The organism is Chitinophagaceae bacterium, from assembly GCA_007695095.1.
Lineage (GTDB): Bacteria > Bacteroidota > Bacteroidia > Chitinophagales > REEL01 > REEL01.
On record REEL01000118.1, the window covers coordinates 78,289 to 97,629 of the forward strand.

20 protein-coding genes and 1 pseudogene are annotated in these 19,341 nt (G+C 34.6%); 8 read left to right on the top strand and 13 right to left on the bottom strand.

The annotated features are described in order from the left end of the window. Window positions 1-4 precede the first annotated feature (4 nt). Genes EA412_08645 through EA412_08670 form a run of 6 tightly spaced genes read right to left on the bottom strand, consistent with a single transcriptional unit; the run spans window position 5 to window position 3,964 of the window. Complete coding sequence (locus EA412_08645) at window positions 5-949, bottom strand: glycosyltransferase (GenBank protein ID TVR78494.1); 945 nt, start codon at window positions 947-949, stop codon at window positions 5-7. Continuing rightward, window positions 936-1,337: a hypothetical protein gene (locus EA412_08650; protein TVR78495.1), complete on the bottom strand. Its 402-nt coding sequence runs from the start codon at window positions 1,335-1,337 to the stop codon at window positions 936-938. Before EA412_08650 ends, EA412_08645 begins: the two co-directional genes overlap by 14 nt. Continuing rightward, window positions 1,334-2,455 carry a DegT/DnrJ/EryC1/StrS family aminotransferase gene (locus EA412_08655; protein TVR78496.1) on the bottom strand — a complete coding sequence of 374 codons (1,122 nt, stop codon included), beginning with the start codon at window positions 2,453-2,455 and terminating at the stop codon, window positions 1,334-1,336. The genes EA412_08650 and EA412_08655 overlap by 4 nt, the downstream gene beginning before the upstream one ends. Continuing rightward, window positions 2,456-3,130, bottom strand: a complete 675-nt coding sequence (locus tag EA412_08660) for a hypothetical protein (protein ID TVR78497.1) — start codon at window positions 3,128-3,130, stop codon at window positions 2,456-2,458. Next, window positions 3,123-3,554 carry a WxcM-like domain-containing protein gene (locus tag EA412_08665; GenBank protein ID TVR78498.1) on the bottom strand — a complete coding sequence of 144 codons (432 nt, stop codon included), beginning with the start codon at window positions 3,552-3,554 and terminating at the stop codon, window positions 3,123-3,125. The genes EA412_08660 and EA412_08665 overlap by 8 nt, the downstream gene beginning before the upstream one ends. Further along, entirely contained in the window at window positions 3,551-3,964 is a 414-nt protein-coding gene (locus EA412_08670) for a WxcM-like domain-containing protein (GenBank protein TVR78499.1), read from the bottom strand. Before EA412_08670 ends, EA412_08665 begins: the two co-directional genes overlap by 4 nt. A 211-nt stretch (window positions 3,965-4,175) precedes the next feature. On the opposite strand from EA412_08670, the gene EA412_08675 reads away from it, so the two are divergent. Beyond that, window positions 4,176-5,387, top strand: a complete 1,212-nt coding sequence (locus EA412_08675) for a hypothetical protein (protein ID TVR78500.1) — start codon at window positions 4,176-4,178, stop codon at window positions 5,385-5,387. On the opposite strand, the gene EA412_08680 is transcribed toward EA412_08675, so the two are convergent. Then, entirely contained in the window at window positions 5,362-6,801 is a 1,440-nt protein-coding gene (locus EA412_08680) for a response regulator (GenBank protein TVR78501.1), read from the bottom strand. The two genes, EA412_08675 and EA412_08680, sit on opposite strands and share 26 nt — an antisense overlap. Window positions 6,802-7,049: 248 nt before the next feature. Between EA412_08680 and EA412_08685 the strand changes: the two genes are divergently transcribed. The 4 genes from EA412_08685 (at window position 7,050) to EA412_08700 (ending at window position 10,601) form a co-directional block, all read left to right on the top strand. After that, window positions 7,050-8,093: a M42 family peptidase gene (locus EA412_08685; protein TVR78502.1), complete on the top strand. Its 1,044-nt coding sequence runs from the start codon at window positions 7,050-7,052 to the stop codon at window positions 8,091-8,093. 598 nt (window positions 8,094-8,691) lie between these two features. Continuing rightward, window positions 8,692-9,276 (top strand): DUF4389 domain-containing protein, encoded by a 585-nt coding sequence (locus EA412_08690; protein ID TVR78503.1) that lies wholly within the window; start codon window positions 8,692-8,694, stop codon window positions 9,274-9,276. 8 nt (window positions 9,277-9,284) lie between these two features. Beyond that, window positions 9,285-9,791: a DUF4870 domain-containing protein gene (locus EA412_08695; protein ID TVR78504.1), complete on the top strand. Its 507-nt coding sequence runs from the start codon at window positions 9,285-9,287 to the stop codon at window positions 9,789-9,791. Window positions 9,792-9,800: 9 nt separating this feature from the next. Next, the gene (locus EA412_08700; protein ID TVR78505.1) at window positions 9,801-10,601 is read left to right on the top strand and encodes a hypothetical protein; all 801 of its coding nucleotides are present in this window, start codon (window positions 9,801-9,803) and stop codon (window positions 10,599-10,601) included. Window positions 10,602-10,604: 3 nt separating this feature from the next. On the opposite strand, the gene EA412_08705 is transcribed toward EA412_08700, so the two are convergent. The 4 genes and pseudogenes from EA412_08705 to EA412_08720 form a co-directional block, all read right to left on the bottom strand. Further along, window positions 10,605-11,186 (bottom strand): HAD-IIIA family hydrolase, encoded by a 582-nt coding sequence (locus EA412_08705; protein ID TVR78506.1) that lies wholly within the window; start codon window positions 11,184-11,186, stop codon window positions 10,605-10,607. Beyond that, entirely contained in the window at window positions 11,186-11,407 is a 222-nt protein-coding gene (locus EA412_08710) for a hypothetical protein (protein ID TVR78507.1), read from the bottom strand. Before EA412_08710 ends, EA412_08705 begins: the two co-directional genes overlap by 1 nt. Before the next feature lie 74 nt (window positions 11,408-11,481). After that, window positions 11,482-12,426 (bottom strand): annotated as a pseudogene (locus EA412_08715) (hypothetical protein). Further along, complete coding sequence (locus tag EA412_08720) at window positions 12,383-13,039, bottom strand: DUF502 domain-containing protein (GenBank protein TVR78508.1); 657 nt, start codon at window positions 13,037-13,039, stop codon at window positions 12,383-12,385. The pseudogene EA412_08715 and the gene EA412_08720 overlap by 44 nt, the downstream one beginning before the upstream one ends. Window positions 13,040-13,118: 79 nt before the next feature. Between EA412_08720 and EA412_08725 the strand changes: the two genes are divergently transcribed. After that, a complete protein-coding gene (locus tag EA412_08725) occupies window positions 13,119-14,249 on the top strand; it encodes a hypothetical protein (GenBank protein ID TVR78509.1) in 1,131 nt (376 codons plus the stop codon). A 7-nt stretch (window positions 14,250-14,256) separates the two neighbouring features. Beyond that, window positions 14,257-15,732: a cardiolipin synthase gene (gene cls, locus EA412_08730; protein ID TVR78566.1), complete on the top strand. Its 1,476-nt coding sequence runs from the start codon at window positions 14,257-14,259 to the stop codon at window positions 15,730-15,732. Here the strand turns inward: cls and EA412_08735 are convergent. Continuing rightward, window positions 15,724-17,505, bottom strand: coding sequence for a hypothetical protein (locus EA412_08735; protein ID TVR78510.1), 1,782 nt, complete (start codon window positions 17,503-17,505; stop codon window positions 15,724-15,726). The two genes, cls and EA412_08735, sit on opposite strands and share 9 nt — an antisense overlap. Beyond that, on the bottom strand, window positions 17,502-17,987 hold the full coding sequence (locus EA412_08740; protein ID TVR78511.1) for a RecX family transcriptional regulator: 486 nt from the start codon (window positions 17,985-17,987) through the stop codon (window positions 17,502-17,504). The genes EA412_08735 and EA412_08740 overlap by 4 nt, the downstream gene beginning before the upstream one ends. A 28-nt stretch (window positions 17,988-18,015) precedes the next feature. On the opposite strand from EA412_08740, the gene EA412_08745 reads away from it, so the two are divergent. Next, window positions 18,016-19,314, top strand: a complete 1,299-nt coding sequence (locus tag EA412_08745; protein TVR78512.1) for an MFS transporter — start codon at window positions 18,016-18,018, stop codon at window positions 19,312-19,314. The last annotated feature ends 27 nt before the right edge of the window (window positions 19,315-19,341 follow it).

The following is a 19,341-nucleotide window of genomic DNA, read 5'->3' on the forward strand; positions in this document are numbered from 1 at the left end:
TAATTTATTCTTTTTTTCTGATTATAAATCCCGGTCTGTCTTTCACCTCTTCATGAATTCTCCATATATATTCAGCAATAATGCCGAGGGAAAAGAGTATCATTCCGGAGAAGAAGGAAATCAGAATAAAGTTGGTTGTCCAGCCCGGAATTGAAAATCCAAGTAATCTCGAATCGGTAGTGAATTTTATGACTACTGATAAGACGATAAAAAGAAAAGAAATAAATATAGAGGAAACGCCCAAAAGAGTAATCATTTTTATAGGAAAAGAAGAGGAGGCCAAAATGGTGTCCATCGCGAGTTTGATTTTTTTTGAGGCAGTCCATCGTGACTTTTCGTTTACAGTTGGTCTTCTGTATGGAATAAAGACAGGGTCAAATCCCAATCTTAGAACTTCAATTATTGTTGAAGTGTTGATAGGTCTTATCTTGTTATTCAGTATGTCAATGATTTCCCTGTCAACCAAAAAGCCATCAGCACCTCCTTTAGGGAAGGAAACATCAGAAATAGCATTCATAATGTTGTAATAACTGTTTGAGAAAAAGTCTTTGATTACTCCATCTTTTCTGTATGCTCTAAACGGAATAACTACCTTTTCTCCGGACTCCCAAAGGCGGTACATTTTTACAACTATGTCTAATGGTAATTGTAAATCATCGGGAATACTTGTTGCGCAAGCTCCTTTTGAAATTGAGAATGCCGCTAATCTGGAATAGTGGCTTGTATAATTTCTGCTCAGCTTGTAGGCTCTGACTCTAGGGTCTTTTTTTTCTAAATCTAATCCAATTTTATAAGAATCATCCTTTGAACCATCATCCATAATAATGAATTCAAAAGGGATTGATTCTTTTTCCATTACATCAACAACTTTTGAATAAACATCATGTATTTTATCCGCACTATAGTATGATAAAAGAACCAAAGACAGCAATTTTTTATTTTCTTCCATGTTTAAAAACTATATTTAACATAATAAAATTTGATGTCATAGTGAATGGAATAACCAAATAAGCTAACATCCAATTGCTCAAAGGTATGGTCTTTTTAAAAATACTTAGCAGTAAAACTCCTAAAAGCATTGTAATGCCGTAAGCTATGTAATAGTAAAGAAAAGTCTTAAAGTTAAACTTTCTTTTAAAAACATAAGTTGAATTTAGGTAAAAAGAAAGAGAAATCATTGTAAGATACAAGGCTATATATGTTGGAATTAAAGGTGTTTTTAAAATTTCTAAAAAGAAAAAGCTTAAGAGTAAAGACAGAATGGTTACAAAAATCCCAACCTTAGAAAAGCCTGCAAATTTTTTCTTTATAAGGTCAAAGTTTTTAATTAAAATCATCCTGTGAAAGAATTTAATACTTCAGAAACTTTTAAAGCGTCCTTTTCACTCATTACCTGACTAATTGGAAGGGATAAAACTTCTTTATGAATGTTTTCGGTCAACGGCAGGTTAATGTCGTTAAATTCTTTATAAGCAATCTGTTTGTGCGGAGGTATGGGATAATGAATTAAAGTTTGAATATCATTTTCTGTCAGGTATTCCTGAAGCTTCTCTCTTTCTTTTGTACGAACTACAAATAAATGCCAAACGTGACTTTTACATTCTAAAATAGAATTACCTTCCTGTATGTTAGGCAGCTTCACTAATTGATTTTCAATTTTATTAGAATAAATATCAGCAATTCTTCTTCTGTCTTGATTTTCAGAATCTAAAAAGGAAAGTTTTATGGATAAAACAGCAGCATGAATTTCGTCTAACCTGCTGTTTAAACCTTTAAATTCGTTATAATATTTCTTTTGACTTCCATAATTTGCTACAGTTCTAACTACTTTAGCTAATTCTGAATCATTTGTTGTAACTGCTCCTGCATCACCAAGTGCCCCAAGATTTTTCCCGGGATAAAAACTAAAACCTGCTGCATCGCCTAATGCTCCTGTTTTTACACCTTCCCATTCAGCTCCTATTGCCTGAGCATTATCTTCTATAATTTTTAATTGATGTTTTTGTGCTAATGATTTTAAATCATTACTCCAGCAGACATTTCCGTATAAGTGAACTATTAAAATCCCTTTTGTTCGGTTAGTTATTTTTTCTTCAATTTTCGAAATATCAAGATTATAGGTATTTTCATCAGGTTCTACCAATATTGGTTTTAAATGATTGTCGGTTATTGCTAATATAGATGCTATATATGTGTTTGCCGGTACTATAATTTCATCTCCATCCTGCATCGCTCCCATTTCTTTATAGGCCTTTATAATTAATCTTAAAGCATCTAAACCGTTTCCTACACCGATAGCATGATTTGCACCTATGTATTCAGCCAATTGACTTTCAAATGTTTTTAATCTTTCTCCCAAAAGATACCAACCTGAGTCAAAGACCTCAGTAGTTGCTTTCAGAATTTCCTCTCTGTGGAGGCTATTTATCTTTTTTAAATCTAAAAACTTTATCATTTATCTATTTTTAACACGAACTGCCGGAACGCCAAAGTAAATACCGTTGTCCTCTACATTTTTTGTTAATAATGCATGTGCACCTATAATATTGTTGTTTCCAATTTTAATATTACTTACCATAGTAACACCCGGCCCAATATTGTTAAAATTCCCTATTACAGGACCTCTTACTTTATCTTTTTCATATCCTTTTTCTCCAAATGAACGATCACTGACACAATTAAATCCGGGGCTAATAAAATTATTAGTTCCGATTTGTGTGAAAGAAGAAACGCAAGCCTGTTGTAATACTCTGGATTTTTCACCTATTAAAACATTGTATTGGATAGATGTGTTAAATCCGATAACTACATCTCTTTCAAAAATGACGTTTTCTCGTATTATTGCATTATCGCCAATAATGTTATTTATGCCAATGTGAGCTCCTGAATATATAACACTGTTACAGCCCAAAATACTTCCACTTTCAATAATGGTTTCTTCGTTATATTCAATCATCCTTTTGTTTGATTGTACGCTCATTGGTTTTCTTCCGATAATACAATTATCCCAAATAAAAACATCATCGCCGATTTTTACATTCGGGTATATAGTAACATTATTCCCAATCGTTACGTTTTTTCCAAATTCAACGTTATTATTTATGTTTACGTTTTTCCCAAACTTAGTCATTCATTAATTCTTTAAACACACTGTAATCTCTAATATAGTCACTTTCTTCATATGCATGTGATGCTAAAACCAGGCAAATGGCACCGGAGGAAAAGCTTTTTTCGGCTGCCCATATGCCCGGAGGAATATGTAACCCGAAATAAGGCCGGCTTAAGCGTACTGTTCTTTTGTTAATGCCATCGTCTAACTCTACTTCAAAACTTCCGCTGGCAGCTACTAAAAACTGATGACATTCTTTATGCGCATGGGCACCTCTGTCCTTTCCTCCCGGAATATCATAGATGTAAAATATTCTTTTAATCTCAAAGGGAATGTGTATGTTGTTTTCTACCGGAGTTATATTTCCGGCTTCATTTTCGATCCGGTTCAATTCAATAACAGCACAATCATAAACATTTTTCTTTTTGTTGCTTAATTCGTTCATCTGTCCTGTTTTTTTGAGTCTGTAAACTGTTTAAAATCTCTTATGTAATCATCTTGATTGTAAAAAGTAGAGGATAAAACCAAGGCTACAGAGTTGGTGCTGAAATTTTCTATATGTCTCCAGTATCCGTTGGGAACATAAAGTCCGTAATAAGAGCGGTTCATTTGAAAAACTTGTTCAGATTGCCCGTCGTTTACAACTATGTCAAAACTTCCGGAAAGAGCAATAATCACTTCTTTTTGTTCTTTGAACGCATGCCCGCCTCTCTTTTGGCCTCCGGGAACATCATATATCCAGTAAGCTCTTTTAATTGTAAAAGGAAAATGAGTTATATTTTCCAAAAAAGTTAAATTGCCTCTCGGGTCTTTTATCGCCGGAAGTTCAATTAATGTAGCGCTTTTATCATTCATTCTATGTATAGTTTTAGCTGCCTGATACAACTGCAAATCTAAAGCAATTTAATAAATTGATGATATATTCCGCTTTATTCTTTTACAATTTTGATGAAACTAATAACAAATACCTAAACTTGATTTGTTAAACGCTTAAATATCTCTATTTTTGGCATTATAAAGCATTTAAGCAGTTTGCATATCAATTTAATTAACCTTACCCTTTGGAATGAAACTTTGTATTGCCGGGAAAAACAATATTGCTGTTGAAAGCCTTTACATAGCATTGGAATTTTTCAATAAAGAAGATATTGTAGTAATTTTAAATCAGGAAGACGATAAAAAGAATAAATGGCAAAAATCTCTTGGCTTTTTTGCAGAAAAAGAGGGTGTTAAGATTGTTGGTTTAGAGGATGTTTATCCGGTAAAAGATTTGATATTTCTTTCTCTTGAGTTTGATAAAATAATCGCGCCTTCAAAATTTGCAACCAATAAGATTTACAATTTGCATTTTTCCTTATTACCGGAATATAAGGGTTGCTATACTTCACTCTTGCCAATTTTGCATGGTAAAAACCAAACCGGAGTTACCTTTCATAATATAGATGCAGGTATAGACACCGGAGATATAATCTTTAGTGAAAAAATAGACATTAGCAGGGAGATGACTTGCCGGGACTTGTATTACAGTTATATTAAAACCGGAGTAGAACTAATTAGAAAACAGTTTAAAGCAATTATCTCCGGAGATTTTATCCCTAAAGTTCAGGACACAAATAACTCCACTTATTTCAGTCGTAAATCACTCAGTTTTGATCAAAAGGAAATAAAAGCCTTTCAAACAGCCTTTCAAATTAAAAATACAGTAAATGCCTTTGCTTTTAGAGAATATCAAATGCCGACATTCAAAGGAAAAGCTATTCGAAAAGTAAACATACTTCCTTCAAAATCTGTTGCCAAACCCGGAACCGTGCTGTCTGACGAAATGGAAGCTATTCGTATTGCAACTATAGATTTTGATGTAGATTTGGTGAGAGATTATTATGATGAGCTTATTTCAGCTGTAAAAAACAACGATACAACAAGCTTGGAAAGGGTGCTCCCTTTTATAGAGGATTTGAATGAAAGTGATAAAAATGCGTGGACACCTTTAATTATTGCTTGTTACAACGGCTCTTTAGAATCTGTTAAAATACTACTTGAAGCAGGTGCCGAACTTCACAAAACAAACCTCAATCTTACAACTCCTTTTATGTATGCCAAAGAAAATGCATTAAAGACGAAAAACCTGGAATTGATAAGATTTCTGATTGATAAAGGAAGTGATGTTTATGCAAAGGATATTTTTGGGAAAACAGTCATAGATTATCTGGATACAGATGAGCATGCTTTTCTGATAAATGAACTGAAAAAACCTACTCCTTATCAAAACACAAAGTAAAGCAGGTACCTTTCCCTTTTTCACTTTCAACTTCTATAGTGCCTCCGTGGTTAGTGACAATATTATAAACAGCCGTTAGTCCCAGTCCTGTACCCTTTAGTTTTTTGCTGTAAAAAGGGTCAAATAAGTGGGTGAGCTCATCCTGATCCATACCTATGCCATTATCGCTTATATCAATAAAAACATACCCTCCCTTTTCCTTACAACTGATTTTTAGTATACCTTTTTCATTTTCCATAGCTTCTATGGCATTGATGACTATATTTAGAAGGGCTATCTTTAATTTTTCTTTGTCTGCCAGTATCATTGCATCACAGGCTGTAAAGTCCTTCACTAATTTGATTTTGTTTAGAGTCAGTCGGTCCTCAGCAAATAAAAGCATTTCATCCAGCAATTCCTCTATCAAACATTTAGTGTATTTAAGCTCGGAAGGTTTAGATGAGTTCAGCAAATCAGTTATTAAATCCTGAATTCTGCGGCTATTACGCTCAATTAACCCAAAAAACATTTCCGTTTCCTCACTTTTGGGGACTTCAGATTTAAGCTGTTCAATGCTGAGCTCAATATTGGTAAGTGGGTTTCTGATTTCATGGGCAATAGTGCGTGCCAGTCTGCCGGTAAGAGATAAGTTTTCTGCTTGTCTGATTAGCTTTTCGGCAGTTTTTCTTTTACTGATATTATTTAGCAACATTTGAATATGGTCATCAGTATTTTGGTTTTCCTGAAGTTTCATACTGCAAAGTACAGTGAGTTTCTGCCCCTCATTCATTAACTCCATTTCTAACTGAGATGTATCTTTCCCTTTTTTACAGGCATTAAATTTTTCTTCAAAAAGAGGAATGTTAACAAAACGTTCTTTTATTTTCAGACCGGACATGTCATTGATTTTTTTACCAAAAAGCTCAGCTGAAGATGGGTTAAAATCAATAATTTCACCTTCAAGGTTCAGTATCAGTATAGGGTCTCCGGAGTTAAGAAAAACATCTCTGTATTTGGAGTGGCTTGATTTAATGGCTTCTATATGTATACTTCTCTCAATGGCATATCGCATGCTTCTTTCCAGCAAAGTTGCATTCAAGTTTGATTTTATTAAAAAATCTACCGCTCCCATTTCCATAGATTTTACGTCAATTTCTGCGTTACCCTTTCCGGTTAGCATTATCACCGGTAATCTGTCATCAACTTTTTTTATTTTTTCCAAAACTTCCAGTCCATTAACCGGACCCAATCGAAAATCCAGCAAACAAAGGTCATAATCAGACGTTTTAATTTTTTTTATCGCTTTATTAGGGTCAGGCTCCCAATCCAGCGAATATTGATAGGTTGTGATGTCATCTATATAACTTTTTGTAATAAAGAAATCATCTTCATCATCATCAATCAACAATAATCTTTTACTTTTCAATTTCGTCATATTCAATGTTATGAATTGTAAGGAGTGATCGAATAGCGCTAATATTTTTTTAACGCAATTCTGAAAATATATTTTTGTTTCATGTCATTCTAATTAATAAAACTTCTTAAAGGCAATTCCATTTTAACACTTATTCCGTATTTAATTCACTCATTTTTAAAGCTACATTAAAAAAAACAATTAACTAAATGGTTCTTTGGCTAAAAAAAATTAAATTTGCTCTTTATTTTTAAAATTAAAAACTTTTTATGAGCATTAATACTAAATTACTAAAAGAAATATGTGAATTGCCCGGTATACCCGGATATGAAAAAAAGATAAGAGATTTTGTAAAGAAAGAAGTTACAAAGCTTGTTGACGAAGTGTATACCGATAATATGGGTAATTTAATTGCACTAAAAAAAGGTAAGCAAAGTAAAAAAGTGATGATAGCGGCCCATATGGACGAAATCGGATTTATGGTGAAGCACATAGATGACAACGGATTTTTGAAATTTATGCCGGTGGGAGGATTTGATCCCAAGACACTTACAGCTCAGCGAGTAATCGTACATGGGAAAAAAGATTTAATAGGTGTTATGGGAAGTAAGCCTATACATGTTATGAGCCCCGAAGAAAGACAGAAGAATGCAAAAATCACAGATTACTTTATTGATTTAGGCCTTTCAAAGAAAGAAGTGGAAAAATATGTTGAAATTGGCACTCCGGTTACGCGTTTTAGTGATTTAATTGAAATGGGAAATTGCATTAACTCAAAGTCATTGGATAATCGAATTTCAGTTTTTATATTGATTGAAATGTTAAGGGAGTTAAAAAATCCCGAGTATGATGTTTACGGAGTATTTACCGTTCAGGAGGAAGTTGGACTAAGAGGCGCAACTGTAGCGGCACATAGCATAGAACCTGATTTCTCTTTTGGATTGGATACTACTATTGCTTATGATGTTCCGGGAGCAAAGCCGGATGAAAAAATCACAAGTCTGGGTGAGGGCACGGCTATTAAAATTATGGATACTTCAGCAATTAGTGATTATCGCATGGTGAATTATATGAAAGCTACCGCAAAAAAACATAAAATTAAATGGCAGGCTGAGATTTTGACAGGTGGAGGTACAGATACAGCTGCAATGCAAAGAATGGCTAAGCATGGTACAATAGCCGGTGCTGTTTCTATCCCGACCAGACATATTCATCAGCATATTGAAATGGCAGATAAAGATGATGTAAGAGCTTCAATTGATTTGTTGAAACATTGTGTTTCAGATCTGCATACTTTTGATTTTTCTGCATAATAAAATGCGATTTTTTTTCATTGCGTTAATGCATGTGGATTAATCTAAAATCACGAAATTGCCACTTCGTCACTTCTGATTAGCTTCGATGCATGCAAGTATAGAAAATATAGAAATCCACAAGGAATTCCTATATGCAATCTCTCTGAGCTATGCGTCTTGTGGTGAAAGGTATTTAAGAAAGTATAAAAAAGAGATTTGGACACTAATGTTCAGAAAAGATTAGTACTCTAAAACACAAATTTTCCTTTTTCAAACTTCCGTTTATTTAACCTTAACTAACTGATATAGAGACATATGAGCCTTTTCTTAAGGAAAATAGATTTTCTTTTTTCACCTTTAATAATAAACTATTGGCAAAGCAAATTTGAAACTGTATATTTTGTAAGGCGTAAGAACATACAACTATGAGGATGTAAATCTTTTGTTATACACGGTTTATAGGGTTGTCTCCGGAAAAGGCAACCCTATTTTTTTTATAAAATCTCTTAAGATCTCATTTACATAATATAATATTTTAGATAAATTACTCAATGACTATTAAAATATTTATACATTATTGTTATACTTGTCAAAATTTTTAATTTAAACCAACATTATGAACTTAAATGTAAAGTATCAGGAATCTTATTCCAGAGGAGAATTGTTGCTCAGAGCATTTTTTGGCTTCATTTACATTGCTATTCCACACTATTTTATATTATTTTTCTTAAATATTTGGAGTAGTATATTGACTTTTATTGCTTTTTGGGTAGTCTTATTTACCGGTCGTTATCCCCAAAGTTTTTTTGAGTTTCAGGTAAAAGTTATTCGATGGAGTTTGCGTGTGCAGGCTCGTCTAAGTCATCTTTCAGACGGATTTCCTCCTTTTGGCCTGGATGTAGAGGAAGAAGAAACCAAATTAGATGTTACCTATCCGGAAAGATTAAGTCGCGGGCATTTATTGGTAAGAGCCTTTTTTGGCGCGATCTATTGTGCATTTCCACATTATTTTGTACTGTTTTTCCGAAATATACTATCTGCAATTTTTTCATTTGTTGCCTTTTGGGTAGTTTTGTTTACGGGCAGATATCCACAGTCATTGCATGAATTTAATGTGGGCACCATTCGTTGGAGCATTCGTGTAAGCATGTATTTGGGCTTTTTAACAGATGAATATCCTCGTTTTTCAGGCAAACCTTAAAAATTAATATGATAGAAACTTCAAAGTATCATCCTATTCCACAGCCGGATGAAATTGATATCCGGGAAAAAGAAGATGCCATGGGCGCATATTTGATGATGTTTGCTTCAATTGGAGCCGGCTTACCATTGCCTTTCATCAATTTACTGGCAGCCGTTATCTATTATTATATCAATAAATCCAAGAGCCGTTTTGTACGATTTCATTCATTTCAGTCGGTTGTTTCACAAATGCCAATAACTATTTTGAATGGTATAGGGGTTGTTTGGTTCTTTAGAATTCTTTTCAATTCAAATATGTATTACACCGATTTCTTTAAAGGGTATATTCTCATGTTGATTACTGCCAATATTCTTTATTTTATCTTTAGTATAATTGCCGCAGTGAAAGCCAGAAAAGGTTATTTTTATTACTTTCTGTTTTTTGGCCGACTTTCATATCATCAGGTTTATAAAGTAAGACCCGATGATGAAGGTGGATTGCTGGAGAAGGTGAATGTACCACCAAAAATGTAAATAACTCAAATGAAGCTTTTTCGGGATTTTTTGATTTTAGTTATTGTATTTGCAGTTCTTTGGATTGCTTTTCTCTTTGTAAGTAAATCAGGTGTTTTAAGTCCTGATATACGCATTGAAATTTCTATGGAAAATGAAGAGAAGCTGGGAGATTTAGTAATGGATGCCTTTTTATCAAATGTAGATTTGACAGAAAATCGTTTAGCAGATTCTGCAGTTTATGTGATTCATCAACATTTAATGGAAGGACTTGAATATACTGACTTCAACTATCAGATTTATGTTGTAGAAAGTCCGCAAGTGAACGCATTTGCTACTTTGGGAGGAAATATTGTCATCTTCACGGGTCTTTTGGAATTTGCTGAAAGCCCGGAAGAGGTGGCATCCGTTCTTGCTCACGAAATGGGGCATGTTGAGCACCGGCATGTAATTTCCAAACTGATTAAAGAAATGGGCGTAACGGTATTGTTTTCAATTTTAGGAGGAGATTTGATTTTACTAAGTGAAGTGTCTCGAACAGCTACTTCTACTGTTTTTGACAGAAGAATGGAAAGGGAAGCAGATGAGTTTGCATTGGAGTTGTTGGAAAAATCCAATATCAACCCTAAGTCTCTCGCATCATTTTTTATGCGGGTGGAAAGAGAGTACGGTGGTTTCGACAAAAATATTGAGTTTTTAATGACTCATCCGCATAACCAATCCAGAATAAAAATGGCAGTGGAATATGAAACTAAAGAGGACTTTGAAGAAATGCCAATTGCCCTTGATTGGGATGAGGTTAGGTCATCTATAAAAAAGAATAAACAATAGGTTTCAAATGTTTTTTGATTTGAAAAAATCTAAAATATTCTTCCAGTTTTTTGTATAAAGTACAATTTGTTTTTTCAAACTTTCTGACATTTGGTCACGCTCATCGGTTTGTGCATGAAAATAAATTCCTTTCACCTTCAGGTTTTGACTTAGTTTCATGTCTACCAGAGAATCACCTATTACGTAGCATTCATCCAAATTCGGACTTTCTTTGAAATACTTTTTTAACATGCCAATGGCAGGCTTCCGGTTCGGGTGATTTTCAAAAGCAAAATGATTATCAATATGTATGCTGTCAAAACTCACATCAAATTGTTTCAATTTTTTTTCCAAAGTCGATTGAACTAACTCAAAAGTTTCAACAGGATAATCTTCAGAGCCCAGGCCATCCTGATTACTGACTAAGACCAATTTATACTTTAGTTCACTTTGAAGATAGTGCAAGGTTTCTCCAACATTAGGAAATAAATCTACATCCTCTGCCGAACGCAACCTGAAATCATCTTTATTTTCTGAAATTATAGTCCCGTCACGATCTAAAAAGATGATTTTTTGCTTAAGTGACTGACGTTTAACAGAGGCCATCAGATAGATTCAAGTTGATAGTCACCATAATCAGAAAGTAATTTATTTAAATCGTTTACTTGCGGCTTTTCCATAGAAGATATTGTTACTTTTGGGGGTGAAAGCTGAACCATTGTTTCATTTTCTCCATAATGTTCAGATAATATAGCATGTACCCTTTTTACACAGTTATTACAATGCAAACCTACTGCTTTAAATTCAAATTTTTTCATATTTTTCATATTTAGTCAAGTGCCTCTGTGCCGGTATTCGGATGTGGCCTGCCATAGGGGACACCTCTTTGGATAGCGTCTCTTTCTTCTTCAATTCGCTCCAGCTCTTCCTGTGAAAGCTCTTTAGTTGAAATACCCCTCAAGTCAGGTTGACCTGCATTTACCCAGGCAGTATACCAAAGGTCTCCAATACTTTTTATTGTTTTTCTCATTTGTCTTTCTACCATTCCGTTTAATGCTTCATGATAAGCTTTTGAATATTCTTCAGAGTAAACCCTCACGGTTGTTTGCCCTCTTGTTTCAAAGCTGAATTTTCTATGCTCGGGAAATGATTTATCTAACTCTCTTTCAATCGTGAGTACGGAGTCAACTTTTAGATGCGTATCCAGAATTATATCCCAAAAGTATTGAGAAACATCTTCTATGTATTCAGCCCTTCCAACAAAGTAATTGTAGGTGTCACCAAAGAGTTCCGGCAATCGGGATTCCCAAAAACCATGAATACCTCTTTGATTGGTCAACTGACCGTTATAATTCAGTGTAGTGTGTAAGGGAACATGAGCATCTCCTATATAATGACTAAAATCAGTTCCTATTCTTAAAATTCTTTCTTCATCTTTATCCCTGAAAGCAGAGGTCAACCACCCCATAACTCTTTCCATATGCCAGGGAATGGTGCCGTATTTTAAGATGGTGTCTATGGAAAATTTTTCAACAGCATCATCCCAATCTCTGGGCAATTCATCAAAAGGATATTCACCATAATAATCAATGTCTATATAATGCCGGGGCGCTTCATCAGGGACGGCATATCGTCTTTTATCCGGGTTAATGGAATTTTCAGTTACGTATTCCAAATGCGGTTTAAAAAACACTAACATTTCGGGAGGCAATGTAAAAACAGCTAATCGACTAACGCGTTTATGTGCCCAAAAGCCCCAGCCGGAAACATCTTTTACTATTAACAGGCTACAGCAAATAAAACTAATAATGAATATCAGTCCCTTTATTTTCTTTTGTACTATCATTTTTTTCTGTATTTTCTATATTTTCAGTTTCGGTAACACCACCGGAAACAATAAATTTCATAGTATCTGTCGGGCTCATGTTCAGCGGTTTTACATTATCTTTATGAACTACATAAAAGTTGCCCGAAAAATTATAAGAGTGGGGTAAGTAAACACCAACCATTTCCGGATAGCCCACTTTTGCCATATTCTCCTGTGTCAAAAAACCCATTCTCCAGATTTTATTTTCTTCATTTAACTTCACCATTACCGGTTTATCAAACTTCTTTTTATCACTAACGAAAGCTGCTAATAAATCTTTTATGGAGGTGTAAATTAGCTTTACCAAAGGAGTTCTCCCTAATATCACTTCCAATTGATTGAAAAGAGTATTGAAAAGAAAATTTGAGCTAATGTAGCCGATTAAGGTTATAAATGCCAGCAGAATTAATATTCCAAGACCTCTTAGTCTAACATTGAAAATTGCTTCCAGCATATTGTTCGAAACATTGTCCAGAAAGTTAAATAGAGCTACTACAACATAGAGTGTTATTATCAGCGGTGCCAATAACAAAAGCCCCTGAAGTAAATAAGAAAGTGTTTTTCTTAACAGATATTTAGTTTCTTCGTCCATTTTTGATGTTAAAATTACAATACAGGAAGCGAATTTTATTAATTTCGATAGAATTTTAATAGACGTTAACAAAACTATAATGCCTCACTTACAATTAAGTTGTATATGTTTTTTTGTGATTATGCTTTTTTCTTACAATAGCTATGCTGAAAAACCGGATATCACAGAACTGCCCGGAGACGGTATTGGTGCGTCCTATCATTACGGTAAAATTTTGAAACATAGAGAGTACTTCCGACCTGAAGTTAAAGGCCCTACAAATTTAGTTTCCTTTAATTATGAAAAACAAACTGACGGAAGTTTCTTTTGGCATGAATATTTAAATTATCCCCGCTTAGGCATTTCCTTAATAGCCGGTGATTTTGGGGACAGAGAAGTTTTTGGCAGGATATACGGATTCAGTGGGAACGTCTCCTTTTGTATGCTCAGACGTTCGTTTGTTGATATATATTTTACATTATCCACCGGTTTAGCATTTATAGACAGACAATATCATCCGGTAGATAACTTTGATAATAATGTAATTGGTTCAAAATTAAATAATTATACTGCATTTAGCTTTTCTGCAAATTGGCGGTTAATCAACCAATGGCGATTAATAAGCGGTGTATCATATCATCATTTTTCAAATGGTAATTATCAAAAAGCAAATCTTGGTATTAATGTCCCGGTAGTTTTTGCAGGTTTACAATATGAGTTTCAAGAAGTTCAAACTGAACAAAGTCCTTTAACAGAAACATTTAATGCGTTTAACTTTTTTGTGAGAGCAGGATTTGGTATGCACGAAGGTGGACTTCCCGGAGGACCTAAATATCCGGTATATACAACGTCACTGGCCGGTGGCTACTCCTTTTCTCCTGTGAGCCGATTGTTTGTAGGGGTAGATGCAACTTACGATATAGCCAAAAGAGAATTTTTGATAATGCAGGAAATTGAAAGCGGTAATGAGGCTGTTTTAAACTCAATTTTTGGGAGTGTTATCATTGGAAATGAACTGCTATTGGGTAAGCTGGGTATTTATAAGAGTTTGGGTTTTTATGTTTTAAAATCTGATGAATTTACAAATAAGATTTTCACAAAAATTGGACTGCAATACTATCCATTTGTTGATGTAAATATACCGGCTAAAGGATTTTTTATCGGAACCTACCTCAAGTCTCATCAGGCTGTAGCTGATTTTGTAGAGTTTGGTGCCGGTTGGCAATTTTAATTTTGACATGGAAAGCTTTTTAAACATATCGGAGTCTTTATATAATTGGCTGACTGCATTGGCAAGCATATTGTATTTGATTACCATATTTTTCATGATTGTTTTAATCATTCTTGAAAACAGACTGCCGGTTAAGACTATCTCATGGATATTGGTTTTACTTTTATTACCGGTGCTGGGTATAATTTTATATTTATTTTTTGGAATTGATTATAGAAAGCGAAAACTCTTTTCAAGAAAGGAATTAAAAGATTTACGACGTTTAGAAAGGTTTAGCCGGGTACAGTTAAAGTATTTTCCTGATGACAGCTTTTTTGATGATCCGGATGTGCTGGCTAAAAAAAATATTATGACTTTATTGCTGAATAACAACAAGGCATTACTGTCAAAACATAATCATGTAGAAATTTTGAATAATGGCAAGCCTACATTTGAATCTATAATAGAAAGCATGGAAAATGCGCGGGAACATATACATCTGGAATACTACATTTATAGTGACGATAAAGTAGGTAATCGAATCAAAGAGGTTTTAATCAGAAAAGTGTTGAAAGGTGTACAGGTAAGGTTTATCTATGATGCCGTTGGAAGCTGGGGGTTGAGCCGTAAATTCATCAGAGACTTACGTAAAGCAGGGGTAGAGGTTTATCCGTTTCATCCGGTTAAATTTCCATTATTGGCAAGTAAAATTAATTATAGAAATCACCGTAAGATTGTGGTGGTAGATGGTAAGGTCGGATATGTAGGAGGGGTAAATATAGCAGATCGATATGCTGAAGGGCATCCTAAAATAGGGTTTTGGAGAGATACGCATTTGAAACTTCAAGGTGATGCTGTGCACAGTTTGCAAGCAGTCTTTTTAACAGATTGGTTTTTTTCCAGTAAAAAAATAGTGCAGGGAAACATCTACTTCCCGAAACATGAAATTGCAGAAAATCATTTGGTGCAAATAGCGGCAAGTGGCCCGGATTCTGACTGGGCAAGTATTATGCAGGCATATTTTACGGCAATTGCAACTGCAAAAGATCATGTTTACATATCCACGCCTTATTTTATTCCTAATGAAAGCATAGTTACAGCCTTAAAGTCTGCTGCAATGAGTGGCGTTGATGTTCGTATAATTTTACCTTCCCGTTCAGATGTGGGTATCTATCTATGGAGCTCTCACTCTTATGTAGAAAAGCTCCTGGAGTCAGGAGTGAAAGTTTATTTTTATGAAAAAGGCCTGAATCATGGAAAAGTAATGATGGTGGATAGTGTTTTTTCAACAGTGGGAACAGCCAATATGGATGTGAGAAGTTTTGATCAGAATTTTGAAATTAATGCCCTTATTTACGACAAGGAAATAACCAAAAAGCTGGAAGCAGACTTTCACGAGGATTTAAATGATAGTAAGTATATTTCACTGAGTGAATTCAAAAAAAGACCGGCAATCAGAAAAGTTAAAGAATCTTTTTCCCGTATTTTAAGCCCGTTACTTTAAAACCTCATTTTGCTTATTGATGGTTTTTTCAACCAATATGACAGTTTGTTGGGCGGAGGTTTTTGTTTCTATCACACCCACTTTTGCTTTTCCATCACTAAATGGCCCGGCATAACCATATTGAGCTTCGATGACCCATTCACCTAAAGGGTTTATATAGCCCCAACGACTATTTTTGTTTTCAACAGCCGCAAGACCTTCCTGAAAATCTCCGGCATTATGAAAAGTTGGTTCAATGACCCAATTCCCGTTTTTATCAATATATCCCCAATCCAAACCTTTTGATGCCGCGGCCAAACCTTCACTGAATGTACCGGCGTTTTCAAAAATAAAAGGAATTTTATTTTGGCCTTTTTTATCAATAAAGCCATATTTGCCGGAAATGCTCCTTACCAATGCCAAATTTTCTGAAAATGGATAGGCTTCTGTAAATAATACAGGCGTTATGAGTTCTCCCTGCCGGTTGATAAATCCGTAACGGCAATCTATATCGTCTGCACAATTTCCTTGCCCGACGAGGGCGAGCCCTTCATTAAATGACTCTACCTCTGAAAATTCAAAACCGGTTAAAAATACACCATCCAAATCAATAAAAGCATATAAACAATCATCTTCACAAGGACTTTTTGCAACGGCAGCAAAACCTTCTGAAAAAGGTAACACATCTTCAAACTTAGGTTTGATGACCCATTTGTCGTTAATTGTATCTCTGAAACCCATTAGGTCTGAATCATCATCAAAGTCAGGGACAGGAATATTTGAGGCTTTCTCAATGCGACGGTTTAGTTTTTCCATAAAAGGAAAGCCGGGATACTGATTCCGGAAACTGACAATTTTTTCTAAGTCAAAAGTATAAGTAGAGACTTCAAATAATTCTAACCAGGCAGTGTCTCTGTTTCTGTTATCCGGATAACGTTCTAAAAAGCCGGCTAATTCAGATTTGCTTCCTCCTGCAGTAGTTTTAACGTATATGCTGTCTTCAGCTAAGGGTGCAAATCGATTCTCAGGATATTGAGTTAAAAACTGCTCAAAAGATTCCAAACTGCCACTTTGAGTAACTTCCCGGAAAGTAAATTTTTCATAATATTTTTGTGCTTCTTCAACATGTGGACTTTCAGGATATCGTTGTAAAAAATCTTTCATATTAGCTGAATTTCCGTTTTCAAGATACGTTTGAAAAAGCAGGTATTGATAGCTGGCAATTGCTTCAGCACTTTGTTCTGCATCGGGGTAGTTTTCTAAAAAACTCCTGAAGCTTTCCAGGCTGTATCTGCTTCTGGCTTCCGAATATGCTAATTGATTTCTTTTTCTGAAAGCAGATTCTTTTAAATGAGTGTCACTAAAATTTTCTAAATATACATTCCAAGCCCTAAGATTATTGATTGAGTCTGTAATTAAATAGGCACTTTGATGTATTTCTTTTTTTAACTTATTAATAAGGGTTTTAGTGAGGCCTATACGCTCATTTTTTTCCTTTGGATTTTGAGCAAGAACTTCAAGAGTTATGTCCAGATAGTAATTGGCTGAATCTAAATACACTAAATCCCCGGCTTCGAGATAAAAATACCAGGCACGGGCATAATTTGAAATAGCATGATAAGGATCTCTGTCCAATTTTTTGTCAGTTCGCTCCAACGCTTTTTCATATGAGCCTTTCCACACCAACTGTAAACTTTTACTACTGTTACAAGAGTTTAAAAAAAGTAAAATAACTAAAGTAAATAGTCCGGATTTACAGATGGCAGCAAAGAGGTTTAACCATTTTATTTTCATTTACGATTAATCTTATTCAGTGAAGATTCGATATCATCAATTTCATAACCTTTTTGATAAAGGTATTTCTTAGTTTTTATTATACGAATATAGGAATCTTCATCCTTCAAAGATGCATACTTTGCTTTAGCAAGACTTTCCAATGTTTTTTTATAGGCTTTTTCGGGGATAGATTTCAGAGCTTTGTTTATATCGGATTCGTCAATGTTTTTCTGTTTTAAAAAATGAATAATTTTCATTTTTCCCCAGTTGTTTTGGTTGTGCTTTCCTCTTACAACAGCATCTGCATAGCGGCTGTCATTCACAAATTTTTCCTGAATAAGGCTTTTTAAGACAGTATTTATATCTTTTTCTGCCAAGCCGTATTCATTTAGTTTTTGAATAACATCTGATTGACACCTTTCTTGCCAGGCACAATATTTTTGTATTTTATTTAGCGCTTCCTGAACAGAAATGCTTCCGGGTTTTTTATAGCTTCGCATAATTTTAACGGTTAAAGTTATTCTTAGTTTGAAAAATAAACAAGCTATATATTTATTATTTGCTGCAAATTCTATTTCAGGCTTTGCTCAGGGGATTAGCATGATTGCTATTCCGTGGTATTTTGCGAACATGCTTGGAATGGCTTCTTTGTTTGGCTATATCTACCTGGGGGCAACTTTTGTTTCCCTTTTTTGGGGCTTGTATGCCGGCTCGCTTATTGATAAATTTAACCGGAAAAATATATTTTTAATCAACTCCATCGTGGGCTTTATAGTCCTTTCCACGGTTTCGATTATAGGTCATAGCAGCATAGACGGTTTGCATTATCTGTATGCAGCAATGGTTTTTGTAATTACTTTTTTTATTTTTAACATTCACTATCCCAACCTATATGCCTTTGCACAGGAAATATCAGCTCCTAAAGATTACGGTAAAGTAACTTCTTATATTGAAGTACAAGGTCAGATAACTACAGCAATGGCCGGAGCAGGGGCAGCTATATTACTTACCGGAACCAGTCAGGGCACCATGCGCTTTTTTGGATTTGAAATACCGGTAAATTTTGAGATAACTGCCTGGAGTCTCCAACAAATTTTTACAGTTAATGCATCAGCTTATTTGTTGGCTATATTTATCATATCTTTTATTCGCTATGAGTCTGTAAGTAAAAGAATACCTGACCTTAGCCCGGTTTTGAAGCGGATAGTCTCCGGAGTGACTTATCTGAAAGATAATGTGTATGTTTTGATTTTTGGATTGGCTTCTTACACGATTTTCATTACCATACTTTTGAATATTTTTTACCTGATGCCCATTTACATAAGAAATCACTTGCATGCTGACGCAGATGTATATGCTTCTTTTGAAATTTTTACAGCATTGGGCTCCGTAATCGCCGGGTTGGCAATTACAAAGATTTTCAGGCGCACTACAACTGTAAGGGCTATAATTATGATGTGTGGCATGACTGTCTTAATTTATACTATCTGGATTTTCAATGTTAACATTACCTTATTTTTTATTTTAACAGCTTTGTTGGGTTTAAGTAATGCCGGCACACGAGTTATGCGCATGACCTACCTGTTTAACAATGTCCCAAATGATTTAATAGGAAGAGTAGGTAGTGTGTTCAACGTATTTAGTGTATTTATGCGGATGATTTTTTTGTTTTTTCTTTCTTCAGTATTTTTTCAGGAGAGCAACAATATAGTTTACGCTATAGCCCTATTTGCCGCTTTTGTTTTTATTGGTATGTCCACTTTGATATTTTTTAGAAAAAATCTGGAACTGATTACTATAAAAAACAAGAACAAAATTGAAGTTTAGCTTTTTCATAATCGTGAAAGTGAGTAG

Excerpts from the sequence above, each read along its gene's own strand:
- EA412_08645 (TVR78494.1), bottom strand. The coding sequence starts at position 949 with ATGGAAGAAAATAAAAAATTGCTGTCTTTGGTTCTTTTATCATACTAT.
- EA412_08695 (TVR78504.1), top strand. The coding sequence starts at position 9,285 with ATGATAGAAACTTCAAAGTATCATCCTATTCCACAGCCGGATGAAATT.
- EA412_08660 (TVR78497.1), bottom strand. The coding sequence starts at position 3,130 with ATGACTAAGTTTGGGAAAAACGTAAACATAAATAATAACGTTGAATTT.
- cls (TVR78566.1), top strand. The coding sequence starts at position 14,257 with ATGGAAAGCTTTTTAAACATATCGGAGTCTTTATATAATTGGCTGACT.
- EA412_08700 (TVR78505.1), top strand. The coding sequence starts at position 9,801 with ATGAAGCTTTTTCGGGATTTTTTGATTTTAGTTATTGTATTTGCAGTT.
- EA412_08710 (TVR78507.1), bottom strand. The coding sequence starts at position 11,407 with ATGAAAAATATGAAAAAATTTGAATTTAAAGCAGTAGGTTTGCATTGT.
- EA412_08720 (TVR78508.1), bottom strand. The coding sequence starts at position 13,039 with ATGGACGAAGAAACTAAATATCTGTTAAGAAAAACACTTTCTTATTTA.
- EA412_08680 (TVR78501.1), bottom strand. The coding sequence starts at position 6,801 with ATGACGAAATTGAAAAGTAAAAGATTATTGTTGATTGATGATGATGAA.
- EA412_08670 (TVR78499.1), bottom strand. The coding sequence starts at position 3,964 with ATGAATGATAAAAGCGCTACATTAATTGAACTTCCGGCGATAAAAGAC.
- EA412_08650 (TVR78495.1), bottom strand. The coding sequence starts at position 1,337 with ATGATTTTAATTAAAAACTTTGACCTTATAAAGAAAAAATTTGCAGGC.
- EA412_08725 (TVR78509.1), top strand. The coding sequence starts at position 13,119 with ATGCCTCACTTACAATTAAGTTGTATATGTTTTTTTGTGATTATGCTT.
- EA412_08690 (TVR78503.1), top strand. The coding sequence starts at position 8,692 with ATGAACTTAAATGTAAAGTATCAGGAATCTTATTCCAGAGGAGAATTG.
- EA412_08685 (TVR78502.1), top strand. The coding sequence starts at position 7,050 with ATGAGCATTAATACTAAATTACTAAAAGAAATATGTGAATTGCCCGGT.
- EA412_08665 (TVR78498.1), bottom strand. The coding sequence starts at position 3,554 with ATGAACGAATTAAGCAACAAAAAGAAAAATGTTTATGATTGTGCTGTT.
- EA412_08705 (TVR78506.1), bottom strand. The coding sequence starts at position 11,186 with ATGGCCTCTGTTAAACGTCAGTCACTTAAGCAAAAAATCATCTTTTTA.
- EA412_08675 (TVR78500.1), top strand. The coding sequence starts at position 4,176 with ATGAAACTTTGTATTGCCGGGAAAAACAATATTGCTGTTGAAAGCCTT.
- EA412_08740 (TVR78511.1), bottom strand. The coding sequence starts at position 17,987 with ATGCGAAGCTATAAAAAACCCGGAAGCATTTCTGTTCAGGAAGCGCTA.
- EA412_08735 (TVR78510.1), bottom strand. The coding sequence starts at position 17,505 with ATGAAAATAAAATGGTTAAACCTCTTTGCTGCCATCTGTAAATCCGGA.
- EA412_08655 (TVR78496.1), bottom strand. The coding sequence starts at position 2,455 with ATGATAAAGTTTTTAGATTTAAAAAAGATAAATAGCCTCCACAGAGAG.